The organism is Streptomyces camponoticapitis (assembly GCF_014646115.1).
GTDB classification, from domain to species: Bacteria; Actinomycetota; Actinomycetes; order Streptomycetales; family Streptomycetaceae; genus Streptomyces; species Streptomyces camponoticapitis.
On record NZ_BMMV01000009.1, the window covers coordinates 159,355 to 180,449 of the forward strand.

At 70.5% G+C, this 21,095-nt stretch carries 21 protein-coding genes; 6 read left to right on the forward strand and 15 right to left on the reverse strand.

The features are described from left to right. The first annotated feature begins 10 nt into the window (after positions 1–10). The gene (locus IEY79_RS16530) at positions 11–1,525 is read left to right on the forward strand and encodes an MFS transporter (protein WP_189108245.1); all 1,515 of its coding nucleotides are present in this window, start codon (positions 11–13) and stop codon (positions 1,523–1,525) included. Between the two features lie 6 nt (positions 1,526–1,531). Here IEY79_RS16530 and IEY79_RS16535 read toward each other — a convergent pair whose 3' ends face one another. Further along, on the reverse strand, positions 1,532–2,386 hold the full coding sequence (locus IEY79_RS16535; protein WP_189108246.1) for a helix-turn-helix transcriptional regulator: 855 nt from the start codon (positions 2,384–2,386) through the stop codon (positions 1,532–1,534). Between the two features lie 218 nt (positions 2,387–2,604). Here IEY79_RS16535 and IEY79_RS16540 point away from each other — a divergent pair, with 218 nt between their 5' ends. Then, a complete protein-coding gene (locus IEY79_RS16540; protein WP_189108331.1) occupies positions 2,605–3,981 on the forward strand; it encodes an MFS transporter in 1,377 nt (458 codons plus the stop codon). Between the two features lie 60 nt (positions 3,982–4,041). Here IEY79_RS16540 and IEY79_RS16545 read toward each other — a convergent pair whose 3' ends face one another. From IEY79_RS16545 to IEY79_RS16555, 3 genes are all read right to left on the reverse strand, one after another. Further along, the gene (locus IEY79_RS16545; protein ID WP_189108247.1) at positions 4,042–4,305 is read right to left on the reverse strand and encodes a DUF6243 family protein; all 264 of its coding nucleotides are present in this window, start codon (positions 4,303–4,305) and stop codon (positions 4,042–4,044) included. Positions 4,306–4,479: 174 nt separating this feature from the next. Next, positions 4,480–4,695 carry a hypothetical protein gene (locus tag IEY79_RS16550; protein ID WP_189108248.1) on the reverse strand — a complete coding sequence of 72 codons (216 nt, stop codon included), beginning with the start codon at positions 4,693–4,695 and terminating at the stop codon, positions 4,480–4,482. 94 nt (positions 4,696–4,789) lie between these two features. Continuing rightward, complete coding sequence (locus IEY79_RS16555; RefSeq protein ID WP_189108249.1) at positions 4,790–6,172, reverse strand: glycine--tRNA ligase; 1,383 nt, start codon at positions 6,170–6,172, stop codon at positions 4,790–4,792. Between the two features lie 141 nt (positions 6,173–6,313). Here IEY79_RS16555 and IEY79_RS16560 point away from each other — a divergent pair, with 141 nt between their 5' ends. The 4 genes from IEY79_RS16560 (at position 6,314) to IEY79_RS16575 (ending at position 9,729) form a co-directional block, all read left to right on the forward strand. After that, positions 6,314–7,318 carry a metal ABC transporter substrate-binding protein gene (locus IEY79_RS16560; protein WP_189108250.1) on the forward strand — a complete coding sequence of 335 codons (1,005 nt, stop codon included), beginning with the start codon at positions 6,314–6,316 and terminating at the stop codon, positions 7,316–7,318. Positions 7,319–7,458: 140 nt separating this feature from the next. Then, positions 7,459–8,247: a metal ABC transporter ATP-binding protein gene (locus IEY79_RS16565; RefSeq protein ID WP_229700919.1), complete on the forward strand. Its 789-nt coding sequence runs from the start codon at positions 7,459–7,461 to the stop codon at positions 8,245–8,247. 2 nt (positions 8,248–8,249) lie between these two features. Continuing rightward, the gene (locus IEY79_RS16570; RefSeq protein WP_189108252.1) at positions 8,250–9,212 is read left to right on the forward strand and encodes a metal ABC transporter permease; all 963 of its coding nucleotides are present in this window, start codon (positions 8,250–8,252) and stop codon (positions 9,210–9,212) included. A 40-nt stretch (positions 9,213–9,252) separates the two neighbouring features. Further along, positions 9,253–9,729 carry a Fur family transcriptional regulator gene (locus tag IEY79_RS16575; RefSeq protein ID WP_189108253.1) on the forward strand — a complete coding sequence of 159 codons (477 nt, stop codon included), beginning with the start codon at positions 9,253–9,255 and terminating at the stop codon, positions 9,727–9,729. Positions 9,730–9,783: 54 nt separating this feature from the next. On the opposite strand, the gene IEY79_RS16580 is transcribed toward IEY79_RS16575, so the two are convergent. The 11 genes from IEY79_RS16580 to IEY79_RS16630 form a co-directional block, all read right to left on the reverse strand. Further along, the gene (locus tag IEY79_RS16580; RefSeq protein ID WP_189108254.1) at positions 9,784–10,650 is read right to left on the reverse strand and encodes an isoprenyl transferase; all 867 of its coding nucleotides are present in this window, start codon (positions 10,648–10,650) and stop codon (positions 9,784–9,786) included. Between the two features lie 13 nt (positions 10,651–10,663). Continuing rightward, the gene (gene recO / locus IEY79_RS16585) at positions 10,664–11,413 is read right to left on the reverse strand and encodes a DNA repair protein RecO (protein WP_189108255.1); all 750 of its coding nucleotides are present in this window, start codon (positions 11,411–11,413) and stop codon (positions 10,664–10,666) included. Between the two features lie 78 nt (positions 11,414–11,491). Further along, positions 11,492–12,199 carry a response regulator transcription factor gene (locus IEY79_RS16590; RefSeq protein ID WP_189108256.1) on the reverse strand — a complete coding sequence of 236 codons (708 nt, stop codon included), beginning with the start codon at positions 12,197–12,199 and terminating at the stop codon, positions 11,492–11,494. Next, on the reverse strand, positions 12,196–13,527 hold the full coding sequence (locus tag IEY79_RS16595; RefSeq protein WP_229700901.1) for a sensor histidine kinase: 1,332 nt from the start codon (positions 13,525–13,527) through the stop codon (positions 12,196–12,198). The genes IEY79_RS16590 and IEY79_RS16595 overlap by 4 nt, the downstream gene beginning before the upstream one ends. A gap of 98 nt (positions 13,528–13,625) precedes the next feature. After that, on the reverse strand, positions 13,626–15,749 hold the full coding sequence (locus tag IEY79_RS16600; protein WP_189108258.1) for an MMPL family transporter: 2,124 nt from the start codon (positions 15,747–15,749) through the stop codon (positions 13,626–13,628). Positions 15,750–15,949: 200 nt separating this feature from the next. After that, positions 15,950–16,645 (reverse strand): tellurite resistance TerB family protein, encoded by a 696-nt coding sequence (locus IEY79_RS16605; protein ID WP_189108259.1) that lies wholly within the window; start codon positions 16,643–16,645, stop codon positions 15,950–15,952. A gap of 154 nt (positions 16,646–16,799) precedes the next feature. Then, positions 16,800–18,596 carry a 2-isopropylmalate synthase gene (gene leuA / locus IEY79_RS16610; protein WP_229700902.1) on the reverse strand — a complete coding sequence of 599 codons (1,797 nt, stop codon included), beginning with the start codon at positions 18,594–18,596 and terminating at the stop codon, positions 16,800–16,802. A gap of 275 nt (positions 18,597–18,871) precedes the next feature. Beyond that, the gene (gene era, locus IEY79_RS16615; protein ID WP_373292554.1) at positions 18,872–19,837 is read right to left on the reverse strand and encodes a GTPase Era; all 966 of its coding nucleotides are present in this window, start codon (positions 19,835–19,837) and stop codon (positions 18,872–18,874) included. Between the two features lie 69 nt (positions 19,838–19,906). Further along, a complete protein-coding gene (locus tag IEY79_RS16620) occupies positions 19,907–20,263 on the reverse strand; it encodes a cytidine deaminase-like protein (RefSeq protein WP_189108261.1) in 357 nt (118 codons plus the stop codon). 49 nt (positions 20,264–20,312) lie between these two features. Further along, the gene (locus IEY79_RS16625) at positions 20,313–20,681 is read right to left on the reverse strand and encodes a VOC family protein (RefSeq protein WP_189108262.1); all 369 of its coding nucleotides are present in this window, start codon (positions 20,679–20,681) and stop codon (positions 20,313–20,315) included. Then, a complete protein-coding gene (locus IEY79_RS16630) occupies positions 20,678–21,076 on the reverse strand; it encodes a hypothetical protein (protein WP_189108263.1) in 399 nt (132 codons plus the stop codon). Before IEY79_RS16630 ends, IEY79_RS16625 begins: the two co-directional genes overlap by 4 nt. Between the last annotated feature and the right edge of the window lie 19 nt (positions 21,077–21,095).

Genomic DNA, 21,095 nt, shown 5'->3' on the forward strand with positions numbered 1-21,095 from the left:
CCATCGCACCATGCCGGTCCCGCACTTCAAGTCCTGGTCGAAGCCGTCCCATGATTCCGTGGAGGAGTTCGGTCCCCACCGGCGGAAGGTGATCCTGGGGACGTGCTGCATGAGTCTGCTGATCGTCAGCCTCGACAACACGGTCCTCAATGTCGCGCTTCCCTCGATGCAGAGGGAACTGCACACCACGGTCGCCGGTCTGCAGTGGACCCTCGACGCGTACACCCTGGTCATCGCCTCCCTGCTGATGCTCGCGGGCTCCACGGCCGACCGCATCGGCAGACGGCGGGTCTTCAAGACCGGGCTGGTGATCTTCACGCTGGGCTCGCTGCTCTGCTCGCTCGCGCCGACGCTGGAGACGCTGGTCGCGTTCCGGATCATCCAGGCGGTCGGCGGCTCGATGCTCAACCCGGTCGCGCTGTCGATCGTGACCAACATCTTCACCGATCCCCGTGAACGCGCCCGCGCGATCGGGATCTGGGGCGGGGTGGTCGGTATCTCGCTGGCGGCCGGGCCTGTCATCGGCGGGCTGCTGGTGGAGACGGTGGGCTGGCGCGCGATCTTCCTGATCAATCTGCCGATCGGGCTCACGGCGTTCCTGCTGACCTGGCGGTACGTCCCCGAGTCGCGGGCTCCCAAGCCGCGCCGGCCCGACCCGGTCGGCCAGTTGCTCGTCATGATCACACTCGCCGCGCTGACGTACTCGATCATCGAGGCCCCGACGGCCGGCTGGACGTCACCGCTGATCCTGACCTTCGTCGGGGTCGCGGCGTGCGCGCTGACGGGGCTGCTGCTGTACGAGCCGAGGCGCGCCGAGCCGCTCATCGACCTGCGCTTCTTCCACAGCGCGCCGTTCAGCGGGGCGACGGCCATCGCCGTGTGCGCGTTCTCCGCCCTCGGCGGCTTCCTGTTCATGAACACGCTCTACCTCCAGAACGTCCGGGATCTCGGCGCGCTGGACGCCGGTCTCTTCCTCCTGCCGATGGCGGCACTGGCCTTCGTCTGCGCGCCGCTGTCGGGCCGGCTCGTCGGCGCGTACGGGGCGCGGGTCCCCCTGCTCATCGCGGGCACCGCCCTCACGACGAGCGGGCTGCTGTTCGCGATCTTCGACGCGGAGACACATCTGGGGTCGCTGTTCACCGGATACGTGCTGTTCGGCATCGGCTTCGGCATGGTGAACGCGCCGATCACCAACACGGCGGTGGCCGGGATGCCGCTGGCCCAGTCGGGAGTGGCCGCCGCTGTCGCGTCGACCAGCCGGCAGATCGGGCAGACGCTCGGCGTCGCGGTGATCGGGGCGGTGCTGGCGGCGGGCGCCGGGTCGCCCACGCAGCGCGGCAGCATCGATGAGGCGGGTTTCGTCGACGCGAGCCGGCCCGCGTGGTGGATCATCACCGGGCTCGGCCTGGGCGTGCTGACGATCGGCGCGCTGACCACCGGGGAGTGGGCGCGGGGTACGGCCCGCCGCAACGCCGAGCGGCTGGAACCGGCGTCGGTGCCGGGCTCGCCGAACCCGGGAGAGTGAGACGGGTCAGACGGCGGCGAGCGTCAGCTCGTGAAGCCGCTCCAGGCGCTCGCGGGCCTCGTCGTCGGCGGGGACGTACGAGACCAGACGGCTGCCGCTGCTCGGGCTCAGCCAGAGGTTGGTGTGCTGGAGGCTCAGCTCGCCGACGCTCGCGTTGATGAACCTCTTCGTCTTGGAGGCCGTGCCGACCACCTCGTGCCGCTCCCAGATCTCGCAGAACTCGGGCGACGCCGCCCGCAGCCGGGCGAGCAGTGTCTTCCAGGCGGGCTCGGCCAGGTGCTCCGCCATGTCGGCGCGGAACCGGGCCGCCATCAGCCGTACGGTCTCCGCGCGGTTGCCGAGGGCGGACTGCCACCGCTCGTTGGTGAAGGCGAGCCAGAGGCAGTTGCGGTCCTCCGGCGGCAGCGCGTCGAGGTCGCAGAGCAGCGCGCTGTACGTGCGGTTGTACGCCAGGATGTCGTAGCGCCCGTTCTGCACGCAGGCCGGGAACGGGTCCAGCCGCTCCAGCATCAGCCGCACGGCGGGCGTGATGGTGGGGCACGGCGTCCCGGGGGCCGGGTCGACGGCGCCCGCCAGCGCGAACAGGTGGGCGCGCTCGCTGGGGTCGAGGAGCAGCGCGCGGGCCAGCGCGTCGATCACCTGGGCGGAGACCTGGATGTCGCGGGCCTGCTCCAGCCACGTGTACCAGGTGACGCCCACGGCGGAGAGGTGCGCGACCTCTTCGCGGCGCAGGCCGGGGGTGCGACGGCGGCTGCCGCGCGGCAGGCTGACCTGCTCGGGGGTGATGCGCTCGCGCCTGCTGCGGAGGAAGTCCGCGAGTTCGTGCCGTCGGATGTCCGGTTCGCGGACCACAGTGGTCATGGAGTCAGTCTCTCCTTCACCTCAGCCCATTACCAGGTACTTCCTCTACCAGGATAAAGACACTCTGGTACCAGGGTCCGCGGTGAACGATCGTCGTTGAAGTGAGTAGAACATCCGCACCTCTCTCCGCGTCGACATCCACCTCCACGTCCGCGTCCGCGGCAGCGTCCACCACGGCGTCGGCGTCCGACACCGCCGTCATCCACGACCACGGCTCCGTGCTGGGTCCCCTCGGCCTGTTCACCGTGCTCCTGGGCGCCGCGCTCCCGCTGATCGACTTCTTCATCGTCAACGTCGCCCTGCCCACCATCGAGCACGACCTGAACGCCGGCCCCGCCCTGCTGGAGCTGGTCGTCGCCGGCTACGGACTCGCGTACGCCGTCCTGCTCGTCCTCGGCGGACGGCTCGGCGACATGTTCGGCCGCCGCCGGCTCTTCATGACCGGCATGGCCGCCTTCGGTCTGACCTCGCTCGCCTGCGGTCTCTCGCCCGACGCCTGGACGCTGGTCGGCGCCCGCGTCGCCCAGGGCGCCGCCGCCGCGCTGATGCTCCCGCAGGTGCTGGCCACCATCCAGTCGGCGACGTCGGGACACCGCCGGGCGAAGGCGCTCAGTCTGTACGGCGCCACCGCCGGACTCTCGATGGTCGTCGGCCAGATACTCGGCGGTGTGCTGGTGGCCGCCGACATCGCGGGCAGCGGCTGGCGCGCGATCTTCCTGGTTAACGTGCCGATCGCGCTCGCCGGGCTGCTGCTCGCCCTCCGTACGATGCCCGAGACCCGCTCCCAGCGGCCCGCTCCCATCGACGTACCGGGCACCGTGCTGCTCGCCGTCGCGCTGATGACGCTCCTCGCACCCCTCACCGAAGGCCGGGCGGCCGGCTGGCCGGCCTGGACCTGGGTGTCACTGGCCGCCTTCCCGGTCGCGGCACTCGCCTTCCTCGCCGTGGAGCGGCGCGCCGACCGGCAGGGCCGTACGCCGCTGGTGCCGCCGAGCCTGTTCGCGCTGGTCTCGCTGCGCCGGGGGCTGGCGCTCGTGCTGCCGTTCTCGATCGGCTTCGGCGGCTTCATGTTCGTCATCGCGATCGCCATGCAGCAGGGGCTGCACATGACCGCCGTCGCCGCGGGAGTGGCGCTGGTGCCGTGCGCGGTGGCCTTCTTCTTCGCCACGCTGGCCGGGCCCCGGCTGGTACGGCGCCACGGCAGCCTCGTCGTGACGGTGGGCTCCGCGATCCAGGCGGTCGGTATCGCGCTGCTGGCGTTCACGGTCTGGCGCGACTGGCCGTCGCTCGGGACGCTCGCGCTGCTGCCCGGTACCGCGATCGCGGGATTCGGCCAGGGCCTCCAACTGCCGGTCATCTTCCGGATCGTGCTCTCCGAGGTACCGCCGGAGCGGGCCGGTGTGGGCGGCGGCGTGATGATCACGACCCAGCAGTCCGCACTGGCACTCGGCGTGGCGACGCTCGGCTCGCTCTTCCTCAGCCTGACCGAGAGTTCGGGCATGGGCACGGCCCTGACCGTGACGCTGCTGGTGCAGTTGGCCGCGATCGTCCTGACGGGGGGCTTGAGTCTGCGGCTGCCGCGCGAGGTGAAGTGAGGCGGCACGACGACGGCCCCGGTCACAGAGGTGACCGGGGCCGTCGTCGTGCTGTGTCGGTCAGGACCGGGCGGCAGGCCCGTCGCTCGCGGCGCCCGTGTCCGTCGAGCCGGTGGCGTCGGTCGCGTCGTCGGTGTTCACGGTGCCCTCGTCGGACTCCGTACCGGTCGCCCGCTCGCGCATCTTGCGCACGAGTTCCTGCTTCTTGTCCTCGGCGACCTTGCGGTCGGCGTTCCGGGTGGGGCCGTTGCCCTGCTGGTCGGCGCGGGACAGCTTCTTACGCTGTCCGCCCACGCCGAGAAGGTTGTTCCGGCTTTTTGCCACGGGTTCTCCCGAATTGGTGAGGGCGAAGTGATCTGCGGATTCGTCTGGTGAGAGGCGGACCGTGACCGCCGCGTTCTCACTCGTAGATCTGGAAGAACATGCCCGAGACGCTACCACCGGGCGGGTGGCACCTCACCTCATTTTCCCGGCACGGCACGGGCACCGCGGCCGTGTTCAGCCGCTGCCCGTCACCGTCGGATCCACCGTCGCCTGGTGCGCCTCGCCGAGATGTTCCTCGGCCTTCAGCCACGGCAGGAACTGCGCGTTCTTCTTCCAGCCACAGGTGTCGCAGGTCAAGGCACGCTGGATGCCCGCCTTCCGCACATGGACGACGTGCTCGCGGCCGTGCTGGTCCCATCGGCTTACTTTGCTGCTGGTCGTGGGCGGCATGGGTGCCTCCTGTTGACGAATTCGGCCACCGAGCAGTGTGCGACGAAGCCCCCGGTTCCGTCATGGAACCGGGGGCTTCGAGCCACGACCGTAATCAGCAGCCGAGGAGCCGCTCGCCCAGGTAACCCTGGATCTGGCTCAGCGAGACGCGCTCCTGCTTCATGGTGTCGCGCTCGCGCACCGTCACCGCGTCGTCGTCGAGTGTGTCGAAGTCGACGGTGACGCAGAACGGCGTGCCGATCTCGTCCTGCCTGCGGTAGCGCCGGCCGATGGCGCCCGCGTCGTCGAACTCGATGTTCCAGTTCTTCCGCAGGTCCGCCGAGAGCCCCTTCGCCTTCGGCGACAGCTGCGGGTTGCGCGACAGCGGCAGCACCGCGACCTTTACCGGCGCCAGCCGCGGGTCGAGCCGCATCACCGTGCGCTTCTCCAGCACACCCTTCGCGTTGGGCGCCTCGTCCTCGTTGTACGCGTCGAGGAGGAAGGCCAGCATGGCGCGGCCGACACCGGCGGCGGGCTCGATCACGTACGGCGTCCAGCGCTCACCGGCCTCCTGGTCGAAGTACGACAGGTCGTGGCCCGACGCCTTGGAGTGCGCGTTGAGGTCGTAGTCCGTGCGGTTCGCGACGCCTTCGAGCTCGCCCCACTCCGAGCCGCCGAAGCTGAAGCGGTACTCGATGTCCGCGGTGCGCTTGGAGTAGTGGGAGAGCTTCTCCTTCGGGTGCTCGAACCAGCGCATGTTCTCCTCGCGCAGGCCGAGGTCCCGGTACCAGTTCCAGCGCTGCTCCATCCAGTAGTCCTGCCACGTCTCGTCCTCGCCGGGCTTGACGAAGAACTCCATCTCCATCTGCTCGAACTCACGGGTGCGGAAGATGAAGTTGCCGGGCGTGATCTCGTTGCGGAAGGACTTGCCCATCTGCGCGATGCCGAACGGCGGCTTCTTGCGCGACGTCTGCTGCACCTGGGCGAAGTTGGTGAAGATGCCCTGCGCGGTCTCGGGACGCAGATACGCGACCGAGCCGGAGTCCTGCGTGGGGCCGAGGTGGGTGGAGAGCAGACCGGAGAAGGATTTGGGCTCGGTGAAGGTGCCCTTGTTGCCGCAGTTGGGGCAGTTGATGTCCTTCAGGCCGTTGGCCGCCGGCTTGCCGTGCTTCTCCTCGTACGCCTCCTCCAGGTGGTCCGCGCGGTAACGCTTGTGGCAGGAGGTGCACTCGGTGAGCGGGTCGGTGAACGTGGCGACATGGCCCGAGGCCACCCAGACCTCGGGAGCCAGGATCACCGACGAGTCGAGACCGACAACGTCCTCGCGCGAAGTGACCATGTAACGCCACCACTGGCGTTTGATGTTCTCCTTCAGCTCGACCCCGAGCGGCCCGTAGTCCCAGGCGGCACGCTGACCGCCGTAGATCTCGCTGCATGGGTAGACGAAGCCACGGCGCTTGCTCAGGTTGACGATGCTGTCGATCTTGTCGGCGGCCACGGTGCTCTCTTCATTACGACGGCGAACGGCGAATGCCTCAGATTAGCGGCGGGCGCACCCCCTGTATCAAATCGGTTCCCCGCGGCGGCGTTCACCACCCCTTGTTGACAATCGTTTCCACTTTTGTTGAAAATGACTGTCATGAACAGACGACGCCTGATACCCACCGCCGCGCTCGCCGGGTCCGTCACCCTCGGCCTGGTCGCGCTGTCCGCGTGCTCCCCCTCCGACGCGGCCGACGGCGCCGGTGGAGCCGCCGGGAAGAGCGGCGACAAGCTCGCGGTGGTCGCGTCGTTCTACCCCATGCAGTATCTCGCCGAGGAGATAGGCGGGTCCCACGTCGACGTCTCCACCCTCACCAAGCCCGGTGTCGAGCCGCATGAGCTGGAGCTGGGCACCCGGCAGGCCGCGCGGCTCGGCGAGGCCGACTACATCCTCTACCTCAAGGGCATCCAGCCCGCGGTCGACGAGGCCATCACCGCCGCGGGGGTACCGAACACCGTCGACGCCGCCTCCCTCACCACGCTGGAGAAGCACGGCTCGGAGGTCGGACACGACCACGGGGACGAGCACGGCGAGGAGCACGCCGGTGAGGAGGAGCACGCGGGTGAGGAGGGCGAGGCCGGTACGGACCCGCACATCTGGCTCGACCCCGTGAAGTACGCGGAGGTCGCCAAGGGCGTCGGCGCCTCGCTGGAGAAGGCGGACCCGGACAACGCCCCGGCCTACCGGAAGAACACCACCGCCCTCGTCGAGCGGCTCACCACCCTCGACACCGCCTTCAAGGAAGGGCTGGCCGGCACCTCCACCAAGACCTTCATCACCACCCACTCGGCCTTCGGCTATCTCGCCGAGCGCTACGGCCTCACACAGGAGTCCATCTCGGGCCTCTCCCCCGAGTCCGAGCCCAGCCCGGCGCGGATCAAGGAGCTCCGGTCCATCGCGGCCGAGGAGAAGGTCGGTACGGTCTTCTTCGAAACCCTGGTCAGCGACAAGACGGCGAAGACCGTCGCCGCCGACAGCGGACTGCGGACGGACGTCCTCGACCCCGTCGAGGGAATCACGGAGAAGTCCAGGGGCGCTGACTACGTCGAGGTCATGAAGTCCAACCTCGCCGCGCTGGAGAAAGCCCTCGGCGCGAAGTGAACCAGCTGACCGGAGCAACGGAGGTACGGGACGTGGCAACGACGCACACCGGGCGGGCGGAGTCGGCGGGGAGGGAAGCGGACGACGTACCGAGGACCGCCCCGGACACCGGTTCCACGCCGCCCCCCGCGCCCACCGTCCTGTCGCTCCGCGGCGCCACCGCCACGCTGGGCTCGCGCCCCGTCCTGCGCGGTATCGACCTCTCCCTGCGGCGCGGCGAGGTGGTCGCGCTGCTCGGCGCGAACGGTTCGGGCAAGTCCACCGCAGTACGCTCCGTGATCGGCCAAGTCCCGCTCACCGGCGGCGAGGTGACCCTCTTCGGCACCCCGCTGCGGCGCTTCCGCGACTGGTCGCGCGTCGGCTACGTACCGCAGCGCACCACGGCCGCGAGCGGCGTACCGGCCACCGTCCGCGAGGTCGTGGCCTCCGGGCGGCTCTCCCGCACCGGCCTGCTGCGGTGGCCCACCAGGGCCGACCGGGCGGCCGTCCAGCGCGTCATCGAGCTGGTCGGTCTGGCGGACCGGGCGAAGGACGCGGTCGGCGCGCTCTCCGGCGGCCAGCACCAGCGGGTGCTCATCGCGCGCGCCCTCGCCGCCGAACCCGAACTGCTGATCATGGACGAGCCGATGGCGGGCGTCGACCTGGCCAGCCAGGAGATCCTGGCGGCCACGCTGCGTGAGCAGGTGACGGCCGGGACGACCGTCCTGCTCGTCCTGCACGAACTGGGTCCGCTGGAGCCGCTGATCGACCGCGCGGTGGTGCTGCGCGAGGGCCGCGTGATGCACGACGGGCCGCCTCCGAAGGCGGTGGGACAGCACGCGCCGGCCGGCGACGAACCCGGTCATCCGGCCAGTCAAGGACATCTGGCCAATCAAGGCTGCCATCCGCACGCGGCCGGTGAGCCGCTCCGTACGGGACTGCTGACCTGATCATGGAAATCCTCGAGACCGCGCTCATGCAGCGGGCCCTGATCGCGGCCGTGCTGGTCGGCGTCATCGCGCCCGCCGTCGGCATCTATCTCGTCCAGCGGCGCCAGGCCCTGATGGGCGACGGCATCGGCCATGTCGCCATGACCGGTGTCGGTCTGGGCTTCCTGCTCTCCACCAGCCCGGTGTGGATGGCGACGGCCGTGGCCATCGTCGGGTCCATCGCGATGGAGCTGATCAGGGCGTACGGCCGCACGCGCGGCGACATCGCGCTGGCCATGCTCTTCTACGGCGGTATGGCGGGCGGTGTCCTGCTGATCAATCTCTCGCCGACCGGGTCGAACGCCAACCTCAGCTCGTACCTCTTCGGCTCGCTCTCCACCGTGTCCGAGGCCGATCTGGACGCGATCTGGGTCCTGGCGGCGCTGGTGGTGCTGGTCACGGTGGGGCTGCGCAGGCAGCTGTTCGCCGTCAGCCAGGACGAGGAGTTCGCGCGGGTCACCGGGCTGCCGGTGCGCGCCCTGAACCTGCTCGTCGCCGTCACGGCGGCGGTGACGGTCACCGTCGCGATGCGGGTCGTGGGCCTGCTGCTGGTCAGCGCGCTGATGGTGGTGCCGGTCGCCGCCGCGCAGCAGATCACCCGGTCCTTCGCCGTCACCTTCGTGACAGCGGTCGTGATCGGTACGGCGGTGACGCTGGCCGGCACGGTCACCTCGTACTACCAGGACGTGCCGCCCGGCGCGACGATCGTCCTGCTGGCCATCGGCGTCTTCCTCGTCCTGACCGTGCTCGCGACGCCACTGGCTAGACGGCGGGCACGGGCCTCGCGGTCGGCGGAGGGCGGAGACCCGGTGGCGGAGGGACCGGTCGAAGGACCGGTGGGATCTCCGGGGCCGGAGAGTCCGCCGGTTCCCGCCATGCGCGGCCCCTCGGACGAGGCCACGGCCCGACGCGAACTGGCAGAATGACCCGACAGAGCGATTCCGGGCAGATGTATTGGAGGCACCCGTGACGACTGCGCCTGGCGGTGGGGCGAGCACTGCCCCTGTACGCGGCCGATCGACCCGGCAGCGGGCCGCGGTGGCCGCCGCGCTGGACGAGGTGGACGAGTTCCGGAGCGCCCAGGAACTTCACGACATGCTGAAGCACCGCGGTGACTCGGTCGGTCTGACGACGGTCTACCGCACGCTCCAGTCGCTCGCCGACGCGGGCGATGTCGACGTGCTGCGCACGAACGACGGGGAGTCCGTCTACCGGCGCTGCTCGACCGGCGATCACCACCACCATCTGGTGTGCCGGGTGTGCGGCAAGGCCGTCGAGGTCGAGGGGCCGGCCGTCGAGCAGTGGGCCGAGACGATCGCGGCCGAGCACGGTTTCGTGGCCGTGGCCCACACGGTGGAGGTCTTCGGCACGTGCGCCGAGTGCGCCTCGGGGAACGGCCCGGGGGCGGCGGCCTCGTCCGGTCAGGACATGTCGGGCCGGTGACCGGTGCGGGCCGGCCTCCCGGCCGACCCGCCCCGCAGGGCCTGTCCCAGCCCTCTACGCGCCTTCGTTCCCGCCCTCGCCCGGGTGGTTCTTCTCGCCCAACTCGCCCGACTTGTCCGATTCATTGGGCAGCGCGCCGCCGAAGCGGCGGTCCCGGTGGGCGAATTCCAGACAGGCCCGCCACAGATCCCGACGGTCGAAGTCCGGCCACAGCACGTCCTGGAAGACCATCTCGGCGTAACTGCTCTGCCAGATCAGATAGTTGGACGTACGCTGCTCACCGCTCGGCCGCAGGAAGAGATCCACGTCCGGCATGTCCGGGTAGTACAGATATTTCGCGAAAGTCTTCTCGTTGACCTTGGACGGGTCGAGCTTGCCCGCCGCCACGTCCGCCGCGAGCGCCCGCGCCGCGTCCGCGATCTCCGCGCGGCCGCCGTAGTTGACACAGAAGTAGAGCGTCATGGCGTCGTTGTCCACGGTCTGCTCCTGCGCGACCTGGAGCTCCTGGACGACCGACTTCCACATCTTGGGCATCCGGCCGACCCAGCGGATCCGGATGCCGAGCTCGTCCATCTCGTCGCGGCGGCGCCGGATGACATCGCGGTTGAAGTTCATGAGGAAGCGCACCTCGTCGGGCGTGCGCTTCCAGTTCTCGGTGGAGAAGGCGTACAGGGAGAGGTTCTTGACTCCCATTTCCAGACAGCCCTTGAGGACGTCCAGCACGACGCCCTCGCCGACCTTGTGGCCCTCGGTGCGCGGCAGACCGCGCTCCTTCGCCCATCGCCCGTTGCCGTCCATCACGCACGCGACGTGCTTGGGGACCAGCTCGCCGGGGATCTTCGGCGGGACCGCACCGGAGGGGTGCGGCTCGGGGACCTTGTACTCGCGGCGGGGCCGGCCCAGGATTCCGCGTCGTGCCATGCGCTCGTGTCTCCTAATTCTTCTCTACATATCTGAGTGAGCGCAGACCGCGCTCCAGATGCCAGTGCAGATACGCGGTCACCAGCCCGCTGCCCTCCCGGACATGACGAGCCTCGCACGCGTCCGCCGTCCCCCAGTCGCCAGTCAGCAGCGCGCTGAGCAGACCGACCGCCTCCGGCGAGGGTACGACGCTGCCGGGCACCCGGCACTCGGCGCATATGACGCCGCCGGCCGCGACCGAGAAGAACCGGTTCGGCCCGTCGAGACCGCACTTCGCGCAGTCGTCGAAGCTCGGCGCGTAACCGTTCACCGCGAGGGAGCGCAGCAGGAAGGCGTCGAGGATCAGATGCGGGGCGTGCTCGCCGCGCGAGAGGGTGCGCAGCCCGCCGACGAGGAGCAGATACTGCTGGACCGCCGGTTCGCCCTCGTGGTCGGTGAACCGCTCGGCGGTCTCCAGCATGGCCGTACCGGCCGTGTAGCGGGGGTAGTCGGTAACGATGGCGCCGCCGTACGGGGCGATGGTCTCGCTCTGCGTACAGAGCGGCAGGCCGCGTCCGACGAGTTCGCTGCCGCGTGCGAAGAACTGGACGTCGACATGGGAGAACGGTTCGAGCCTGGCGCCGAACTTGGACTTCGTACGGCGGACTCCGCGTGCGACGGCCCGGACGCGGCCGTGGCCCCGGGTGAGGAACGTGATGATGCGGTCCGCCTCACCCAGCTTCTGGGTGCGCAGCACGATGCCGTCGTCGCGGAACAGGCTCATGGCGCCATTCTCCCGCACGGGGAGGTGGGCAGGTCTGCCGCCCCGGTCTTCCCCGGCGCGCCCCCTCTCCGGCGGACCTCAGCCGTCGGCGGCGTCGGCGGCGGACATCCGGTCGTCGCGTGGGGTCACCAGCCCCGACTCGTAGGCGATGATGACGAGTTGCGCCCGGTCCCGGGCCTGGAGCTTGCCCATGATGCGGCTCACATGCGTCTTGGCGGTCAGCGGGCTGAGGCCGAGCGACTCCGCGATCTCGGTGTTGGTGAGGCCGCGTGCGACGAGGGCGAGCACCTGCCGCTCCCGGACCGACAGGCACTCGGGGCCACCGGCCGTCATCATCTGAGGGATCCCGCTGCGGGCACCGAGTACCCGGGCGATCAGGCGCGCGGTCGGGCCCGGGGACAGCAGGGAGTCGCCGGCGGCCACCGTCCTGATGGCGGTGAGGAGTTCGGCGGGCCTGGTGTCCTTCACGAGGAAGCCGGACGCGCCCGCGCGCAGCGCCTCCACGACGTGGTCGTCGGTGTCGTACGTGGTCAGGACCAGCACCTTGACGCCGGCGAGGTCGTCGTCGGCGGCGATCAGCCGGGTCGCCTCGATGCCGTCGGTGTCGGGCATCCGGATGTCCATGACGACGAGGTCGGCGCGCGCGGAACCGGCCAGTTCCACGGCTTCCCTGCCGGTGCCGGCCTGGCCCACGACCTCCATGTCCGGGGCGGACTCGACGAGCATCGCGAAGGCGGCCCGGACGAGACGCTGGTCGTCGGCGAGCAGTACACGGATCATGCTCATGCGAGCGACTCCCGTCGTCGGGTGAGACCGGTGGCCCGGCCGGCTTCCACCGACTTCGCCGGCCCTGCGGGCGCCCCGGCATCCGATGCCGGCTCGCCGCGCTCCCGCAGCGGCAGGACGGCGGACACCCGGAACCCGCCGTCGTACGGCCCCGCGTCGAGCGTGCCCCCGACGCTGCGGGCCCGCTCACGCATGCCGACGATGCCGTAGCCGGGGTCGGCGGGCGCCGCCCTGCCTCCGGGTCTGCCCCCGTTGTCGGTCACGGTGACGTGCAGGGCGCCGTCCGACGTCTCGACCCGGACCCGCACCCGTGGGGCGGGGCCCGCGTGCCGTACGGCGTTGGTGAGCGATTCCTGCACGATCCGGTACGCCGCCGCCTCGGCCACCGGCGGCACCCGTACGCCCTCCATCCGCACCGTGAGCTCCGCCTCCGCGCCCGCCGTCCGCGCGGACTCCACGAGGCCGGACAGCGCCGCCAGGTCGGGCAGGGCCCCCGCCCAGGTACCCTCCTCGTCCTCGCCCGTGCCGGCGGCGCGCAGCACCTCCAGCGTGGTGCGCAGCTCCGAGCGCGCGTCGCGGCAGGTGTCCGAGATGCCGTCGAGCGCCTGGGAGATGGCTGCCCGGTCCAGCCGTTCGGGGTCGACGGACAGGATGTGCGAGGCCACCGAGGTCTGGACGCCGATGAGCGTGATGCTGTGGGCCAGCAGATCGTGCAGGTCCCGCGCGATCCGCAGACGCTCCTCGGCGACGCGCCGGGCGGCCTCCTCCTCCCGGGTCCGCTCCGCGCGTTCGGCGCGTTCCACGACCGCCGCGATGTACTTGCGGTAGACGCGTACGTCCATGCCGACGACGATGACCGCGATGATCCAGCCGGACGTGCGGAGCATCTCGATGCCCCGGTCGGTGTTGATCACCAGCATCACCGTGAGCGTGATGCTGACGATGCCGACACCGAGCAGCGCGGCGCGCATCGGCGGGCCGGTGACCGCGAGGGTGTAGAGGGCGATCATCGTGGCCGGGGTGGTGGCCGCGTGCGAGTAGTCCAGCGCGTGGTAGACGGCGACGAGCGGCACCATGACCGTGAGCGCGGCGACGGGGTGGTGGCGCCGCCAGATCAGGGACGCGGTCACGGCGGCCAACAGCACCCAGCCGAGGGCGTCGGGGCGGCCGCCGTCGGTCACGACGAAGGCGAGCAGGACGCCCAGCGCGCCGGCGACCCCGGTGATCACCAGGTCCGTGCGGAGCTGGTTCGGTGCGTCGAGCGGATCGCGGTTGAGCACGGCGAAGACGCGTTCGGTGAGCGGTCCTCTGCTTGAGGTCTCTGGCACGGGCCCATCCTCTCTCGTCGGGGGCGGGACGGGACATGGTCCGGTGCGGTACGGCTCCGGGGACGAGGAGCCGTACCGCACCGGTCGCTTCGGGCGGCTCAGGCGCCGGTGGTGACCGACTCCCGGTCGCGGTCGTCCCGTTCCTCGTCGGGGAACGGCGCCGCCGGCGGCTTGGAGAGCGCCCCCGGCCACCAGACCTTGCGGCCGAGCAGCACGCTCGCGCTCGTCACCAGATACGTACGCACCAGGAAGGTGTCCAGCAGGACGCCCACGGCGACGAGGATGCCCATCTCGGCGAGCATCACCAGGGGCAGGCTGGCCAGGACACCGAACGTCGCGGCGAGTACGACACCGGCCGAGGCGATCACGCCGCCCGTGGTACGCAGCGCGGTCAGCGCGGCGGCCTCGGGCTCCGCCCCCTTCAGGGCCTCTTCCCGCATCCGGTGCATCAGGAAGATGCCGTAGTCGACGCCGAGGGCGACGAGGAAGACGAACGAGAGCAGCGCGAGCCCGGGATCCATCCCGCCGAAGCCCAGCAGCGGCTCGAAGACCAGCCCGCCGATGCCCATCGCCGCCCCCCAGACGACCACGACGGCGAACACCAGCATCAGGGGTGCGACGAGGCTGCGCAGCAGGGCGACGAGGATCAGCAGGACGGCGATGATGACGAGCGGGATGACGTACATCCGGTCGCGCGCGTTGGTGTCGGCGAGATCGATCTGCTGCGCGCTGGGACCGCCGACATATGTCTCGTCGTCGAGGGTCGACCGCAGCCGTTCGATGGTGGCGGTCTCCCCCGCCGACTCCGGCGCGTCCTTCGCGAAGACGGTGATCTCGGTCCAGCCGCCGCCGCTGCGGCCCCGTTCGGCGTCGGCGACGCCGGAGACCGAGCGGGCGGTTTCGAGCGCCGCGTCAGCGGTGCCGGTCGGCGCCATGATGCTGATGGGCTGGGCACTCTGCTCCGGGTAGGCAGCCGCCAGATGTGCCATGGCGACGACCGACTCGGGCCTGTCGATGAAGCTGTCCTCCTGCTTGAGCGTGCCAGGAAGGTTCAGCACGCCGAGGGCGAGGGCACCGAGCGCCACCACGCCGGTGGCGAGCACGGCGACCGGCCTGCGGGCGGCCGACGTGCCCATGGCGGCGAAGAAGGAGCGGCGCTGCTTGCCCTCGCTGCCGTGGACGGGGATCAGCGGCCAGAAGACACGGCGGCCGAGCAGCACCAGGACGGCGGGGAGCAGCGTGAGCATCGCGACGAGCGCGCACACGACGCCGATGGCGGCGATCGGTCCCATGCCGCTGCTGCTGTTGAGGTCGGCGGCCAGGAGGCACAGGAGACCGGCCGCCACGGTGCCGGAGGAGGCGAGGACGGCGGGGCCGCAGCCGCGCAGCGCAATGCGCATGGCGTCGTACGGGTGGGGTACGCGGCGCAGCTCCTCGCGGTAGCGGGCGACCAGCAGCAGCGCGTAGTCGGTACCCGCGCCGAACACGAGCACCGTCATGATGGCCGAGCTCTGGCTGCTCACGACGGTGTCGAAGCCCTGCACCAGGCCGTAGACAACCGCCATGGAGCTGACGGCAGCGGCGCCGACGACGAACAGCGGCACGATCCACAGGAACGGGCTGCGGTAGGTGAAGATCAGCAGGACGGCGACCACCAGCACGGTCGCGATCATCAGGGTGCCGTCGATGGACTCGAAGACGGCCTCCATGTCGGACTGGAGCGCGCCGGCTCCGCCGACCTCGATGTCGAGGCCGCTGCCGCCGCCCGTGCCGCTGTCGGCCGTGGTGACGGCCCGTACGTCCTCGACGAAGGCGATCTGCACGGCCTCCCTGTCGACGCCCGGCCGGTCGGGCACGGCGCTCGCGATCGGGTACATCAGGGTCGTACCGTCCTCGGACGGGATGCCCCTGGGCGGGGCGGTGAGCTTCTGCTCGGAGGCGATCCGGGCCAACTGCCCGTCGGCGACCGCCCGGTCGCCGGCGGTGAGTCCGCCGTCGCGGTGGTAGACGACGATCAGATCGGTCGTCTCACCGCCGGGAAGTTCCTGCCGGACCTTCTCCACATGGGTGGAGTCGGCGCTCGCCGGGAGGTAGTCGACGGCCTCGTCACGCTGCACGTCGGTGAGTTTCCCGGCGAACATGGCGGCCACGGCGATCACGATCACCCACAGCCCGACCACCGCCCAGGGCAGCAGACGTCGGCGTTTGTTCTCGGGCCCCATCGCGGGCCCCCCCTTCTGCACAGCCGGTCAGAGTCTGGTTTCAGCCTCGGGCCCGCAAGAGGCGGATTCGTCGCGCGTGAGGGCGAGATGGGCGTTACTGCCGTGGGTGACGGGGGCGCCCCGCTACTCCCGGGAGAGTACCGCCCGGGAGTAGGCGCAGGGGCTCAGGGCACGGCGTACGGGCTCGACGGGACGGCTCCTCAGGGGGAGGGCGTACGGGCCGATTCGAGCAGCCGGGCCGTGTCGTCGGCGCGCAGTTGCAGCGCCCCGCCGACGGTGGAGAGCACGTCGCGCTCCGACGCGCTGTAGGGCCCGTCCGCGAGGGCGATCCGGGCGGCCTGGAGCAGGATCGACTCCCGGCCGGCCGCGGCGAGGTGCGGGGCCAGCGGCTCCAGGGCCTCGTGCAGCTCGATGGCGAGCGCCGCCCCGCAGGGGCCCGGGTCGAGCAGGAAACGTCCGGTGTCGGCGGCCAGCGCGTCCACCAGGTCCGTGAGCTGCTCCTCGGTGCAGTCCTCGATCCCGGCGGCCCTGACCGTGCCGACGGCGGTCTCGCGGACCGTACGGGAGGACGTGCCGCCCGCGGCGAGGACGGCGAGTGCCACCGTGTGCACGGCGTCGCGGAGCATCGCGGAGAAGCGGACGGTGGTGGGGTGGTCGAGGATGTCGGTGCCGAAGTGCCCGTGGCAGGCGGCGCATTCGACGACCGGGCCGGCCGAGCCGCGCGGCACCAGCGGGACGCCGAGGACCGCGAAGCGGCGACGGCCGGTGCGTCGCCGGTAGTTGCGGTCACCCCCGCAGTCGGGGCAGAAGAACTCCCCGTCACCGATCGTGTTCCACGCGGTCGTGATGCCGCAGATGCGCAGTTTCCTGCCGTTCGGTCCCTGGCCTGGCAGCACGTCGCGCACCTCCGTAACGCTTCGGCAACTTTGCCGCATTGACGTGATGTTAACCACAGCAACGATGCGGCGTCATTACCTGGGCGTCAGGTCGCCACGACATGGCCGAACCCCGCCCACCGCGATCGGTGGACGGGGCCCGTAAATCCTCAGGTCAGCGCGGTGCGCGATTGACCGCGGAGACGACGGCCTTCAGCGAGGCGCGCGTGGTGTTGGCGTCAATGCCGATACCCCACAGCACCTTTCCGTCGATGGCGCACTCGATGTACGAGGCGGCCTGCGCGCTCGCGCCCTCGCTCATGGTGTGCTCCGAGTAGTCCAGCAGCCGGGCGTCGACCCCGACGGCGGCCAGCGCGGCGAAGAAGGCCGAAATCGGCCCGTTGCCGGTGCCGGTCAGCACGGTCTCGACCCCGTCCACGACCGCCTCGACGGTGAGGGTGTCCGTGCCGTCCTTCTCGGTCGTGGTCTGGCCGGACCGCAGCTGGATCCGGCCCCAACGGGCGCCGGGCTCCTCGGCGTTGGGCAGGTACTCGTCCTGGAAGACCGACCAGATCGCGCCGGGCGTGACCTCGCCGCCCTCGGAGTCGGTCTTCGCCTGGATGATCCGCGAGAACTCGATCTGCATCCGGCGGGGCAGGTCCAGCTTGTGCTCGTTCTTCAGTACGTAGGCGATGCCGCCCTTGCCGGACTGGGAGTTGACCCGGATGACCGCCTCGTAACTGCGGCCCACGTCCTTGGGGTCGATCGGCAGATACGGCACGGCCCACTCGATGTCGTCGACCGTCCTGCCCTGGGCGGCGGCGTCGGCCTCCATGGCGTCGAAGCCCTTCTTGATGGCGTCCTGGTGGGAGCCGGAGAAGGCGGTGTAGACGAGGTCGCCCGCGTAGGGGTGGCGCGGGTGGATCTCCATCTGGTTGCAGTACTCGCTGGTGCGGCGGATCTCGTCGATCTGCGAGAAGTCGATCTGCGGGTCGACGCCCTGGGAGAACAGGTTCATGCCGAGGGTCACCAGGTCGACGTTGCCGGTGCGCTCGCCCTGGCCGAACAGACAGCCCTCGATCCGGTCGGCCCCGGCCATGATCGCCAGCTCGGCGGCGGCGACGGCGGTGCCGCGGTCGTTGTGCGGGTGGACGGAGAGGCAGAGGTGCTCGCGGCGGGACAGGTTCCGCGACATCCACTCGAAACGGTCGGCGTGCGTGGACGGCGTGGACCGCTCGACGGTGGCCGGCAGGTTGAGAATGATCTCGCGGCCCTCTTCCGGCTGCCAGACGTCCATGACGCCCTCGCAGACCTCCAGGGCGAAGTCCAGTTCGGTGTCGGTGAAGATCTCCGGGCTGTACTGGTAGCCGAAGACGGTCTCCGGGCCCAGGATCTTCTCGGCGTACTCGGAGACCAGCCGCGTACCGTCCACGGCGATCTGCCTGACCTGCTCGCGCGTGCCGCGGAAGACGACGCGGCGGAACGTGGGGGCGGTGGCGTTGTACAGGTGGACGGTGGCGCGGTGGGCGCCGACGAGCGACTGGACGGTGCGCTCGATCAGCTCTTCCCTGGCCTGCGTCAGGACGGAGATGGTCACGTCCTCGGGGATGGCGCCGTCTTCGATGATCGACCGTACGAAGGCGAAGTCGGTCTCGCCGGAGGACGGGAAGCCGACCTCGATCTCCTTGTAGCCCATGCGTACCAGCAGGTCGAACATCTCGCGCTTGCGCGCGGGCGACATGGGGTCGATCAGGGCCTGGTTGCCGTCGCGCAGGTCGGTGGAGAGCCAGCGGGGCGCCTGGGTGATGCGGTTGTCCGGCCAGGTGCGGTCGGGGATGTCCACGGCCTCGTAGCGGCCGTACTTGTGGATCGGCATCCCGGACGGCTTCTGGGTGTGCGTCGCGTTCGTGACGGGGGTGGGACGGCCGACGGCCGATCCGGCCACCGCGGGGTCGGACATGCGCTCAGACATTGCGTAGGGCTCCTCGTGTGTCCGCTGGAACGGCCGACGGGGCGGGAAAACCGCATCACCAGACTCCGCGGGGAGGGGGTCGGCCTACGACTACAGACCCTCGCCGCGGCAGCTAAGGAGAAGCAGCCCGAAACGCATGATGTGCCGCAGCCTAGCCGAGCCGGGTGGTCCGCGCGGGCCCGTATCAGTATGCGGGATCACCGGGGGTCGAGGCCAAAACCCCTCGAAAGCCCCATTCCGGAGCCCCCCGGGGCCCTCCGGGGCCCCCGCGGTCCCTAGAACCCCAGCTTGCGCAGCTGCTTCGGGTCGCGCTGCCAGTCCTTGGCGACCTTGACGTGCAGGTCCAGGAAGACCGGCGTGCCCAGCAGCGCCTCGATGTGCTTGCGGGACTTGGTCCCGACCTCCTTGAGCCGCTTGCCCTTGGGGCCGATGATGATCCCCTTCTGGCTCGGCCGCTCGATGTAGACGTTCGCGTGGATGTCCAGCAGCGGCTTGTCGGCCGGCCGGTCCTCGCGCGGCAGCATCTCCTCCACGACGACCGCGATCGAGTGCGGCAGCTCGTCCCGTACGCCTTCGAGCGCGGCCTCGCGGATCAGCTCGGCCACCATGACCATCTCGGGCTCGTCGGTGAGATCGCCCTCCGGGTAGAGCGGCGGGCTCTCCGGCAGCAGGGGGACGAGCAGGTCGGCTACGAGCTCGACCTGGTCACCGCTGACGGCCGAGACGGGGATGATCTCCGCCCACTCGAAGCCGAGCTCCTTGCCGAGCTGGTCGATCGCGATCAGCTGCTCCGCCAGGACGCGGGAGTCGACCAGGTCGGTCTTGGTGACGAGCGCGACCTTCGGCGTCTTCCTGATCCCGGCGAGCTCCTTGGCGATGAAGCGGTCACCGGGGCCGAGCTTCTGGTCGGCGGGCACGCAGAAACCGATGACGTCGACCTCGGCCCAGGTGGTCCGTACGACATCGTTCAGCCGCTCCCCGAGCAGCGTACGCGGCTTGTGGAGACCGGGGGTGTCGACCAGGATCAGCTGCGCCTCGGGCCGGTGCACGATGCCGCGCACCGTGTGCCGCGTGGTCTGCGGCCGGCTGGAGGTGATCGCCACCTTCTGGCCGACGAGAGCGTTCGTGAGGGTGGACTTGCCCGCGTTGGGGCGACCGACGAAACAGGCGAAACCAGCCCGGTGGGGGGCTTCGGACGGTTCGGCGGAAGTCTCGGGAGACGTAGGGGTACGAGCGCTCATGGCGCCCATTCTCCCCGATCGCCCCGCCCCCGCCGACCAGTCGGCCCGGACCCGGGCCCTCCGGATGCCTCAGCCGGCGGTGACGGCCAGCCGCACGGTCCCGTCGGGAGCGGCCACGAGCACCGGTGTACCGGGCCCGCCGAGATCGCGCACGGCGGCCCGGTCCTCGTCGCTGGCCGCCGCCGCCTCGGTGACGACGGCGGCGGCCTCCAGCGAGGTGGCACCGCTCGCGACGGCCATGGCGACGGCGGTGCGCAGGGCACTGAGCTTGAGGGAGTCGAGCTCGACGCTCCCGGCGACATAGGTCCGCCCGGTCTCGTCCCGCACGGCGGCCCCCTCGGCCACCCCGTTCCTGGCACGGGCGCTCCGGGCCAACGTAATGATCTTGCGGTCCTCGGGACCGAGTTCGGTGCTCTGCGTCGTCATACGCCGAGCATAGAGAGCCGCGCCGGCCGGAGGACGGGGCCCGCCCTCATCAGCCGAGAAGGCAGAAGGGATGCCCGGCCGGATCCGCGAAGACCCGCCACCCGGCTTGGTCGACGCGGAGCAACGTGGCACCGAGAGCGAGGACCTGTTCATGGGCCCGGTCGATGTCCCCGACATCGAGATCCAGATGGAACTGCTGCGGATGCGCCTGGTCCGGCCACCGCGGCGCCCGGTACCCCGCCACCCGCTGAAACGCAAACACAAGACCGTCACCGGTGTGCAGGGTGGCGAAGCCGTCGCCCACGGCCCACCTGGGATCGGATCGATTGACGGCGCCTCCGAGGAGCGCCTGGTAGAACCGAGCGAGATCCCCCGCATCGGGGCAGTCCAGCACCACGCACTGCAGCTTGCCGATCACCGGCTGATTCTCCGTCCCTCCCGAACCCGCGACTCACACCTGTCACAGAGGACCAGCAGGACTGGTCTGCTCGCACGCTCGGAGCCGTCCGCGCCACAGCGTTCGCACACCGTCTCGCTGCGCCGCGCGAACACCTCGATGACCTCGTCGAGTCGCTCGGACTCGGCGTCTGTCCAGTTCCCTCCGAGCCTCCATGGGCGCGGAAACGCCTGGAAGGCCAAGGATGCCCACTTCTGCTTGACGGCCAAGAGCTCGTACTCGGGGAACTCCGCGGCGACGGCGCGATGGCATTCGAGCACCAGCTCCAACCAGCCCGGCCCCACGTCGATCTCGACCGACGGATCGCGGAAATGCCGCCGGACCTCACTCATCGCCCCCTCGCCCGCTGCCACCATCCGGACACTCCCTACCCGA

Bases quoted from the DNA above. Each gene is read 5' to 3' on its own strand.
- leuA (WP_229700902.1), bottom strand. From the start codon at position 18,596: ATGTCTGAGCGCATGTCCGACCCCGCGGTGGCCGGATCGGCCGTCGGC.
- IEY79_RS16630 (WP_189108263.1), bottom strand. From the start codon at position 21,076: ATGGTGGCAGCGGGCGAGGGGGCGATGAGTGAGGTCCGGCGGCATTTC.
- IEY79_RS16620 (WP_189108261.1), bottom strand. From the start codon at position 20,263: ATGACGACGCAGAGCACCGAACTCGGTCCCGAGGACCGCAAGATCATT.
- IEY79_RS16535 (WP_189108246.1), bottom strand. From the start codon at position 2,386: ATGACCACTGTGGTCCGCGAACCGGACATCCGACGGCACGAACTCGCG.
- IEY79_RS16600 (WP_189108258.1), bottom strand. From the start codon at position 15,749: ATGGGGCCCGAGAACAAACGCCGACGTCTGCTGCCCTGGGCGGTGGTC.
- IEY79_RS16590 (WP_189108256.1), bottom strand. From the start codon at position 12,199: ATGAGCATGATCCGTGTACTGCTCGCCGACGACCAGCGTCTCGTCCGG.
- IEY79_RS16530 (WP_189108245.1), top strand. From the start codon at position 11: ATGCCGGTCCCGCACTTCAAGTCCTGGTCGAAGCCGTCCCATGATTCC.
- era (WP_373292554.1), bottom strand. From the start codon at position 19,837: ATGAGCGCTCGTACCCCTACGTCTCCCGAGACTTCCGCCGAACCGTCC.
- IEY79_RS16550 (WP_189108248.1), bottom strand. From the start codon at position 4,695: ATGCCGCCCACGACCAGCAGCAAAGTAAGCCGATGGGACCAGCACGGC.
- IEY79_RS16560 (WP_189108250.1), top strand. From the start codon at position 6,314: ATGAACAGACGACGCCTGATACCCACCGCCGCGCTCGCCGGGTCCGTC.
- recO (WP_189108255.1), bottom strand. From the start codon at position 11,413: ATGAGCCTGTTCCGCGACGACGGCATCGTGCTGCGCACCCAGAAGCTG.
- IEY79_RS16580 (WP_189108254.1), bottom strand. From the start codon at position 10,650: ATGGCACGACGCGGAATCCTGGGCCGGCCCCGCCGCGAGTACAAGGTC.
- IEY79_RS16570 (WP_189108252.1), top strand. From the start codon at position 8,250: ATGGAAATCCTCGAGACCGCGCTCATGCAGCGGGCCCTGATCGCGGCC.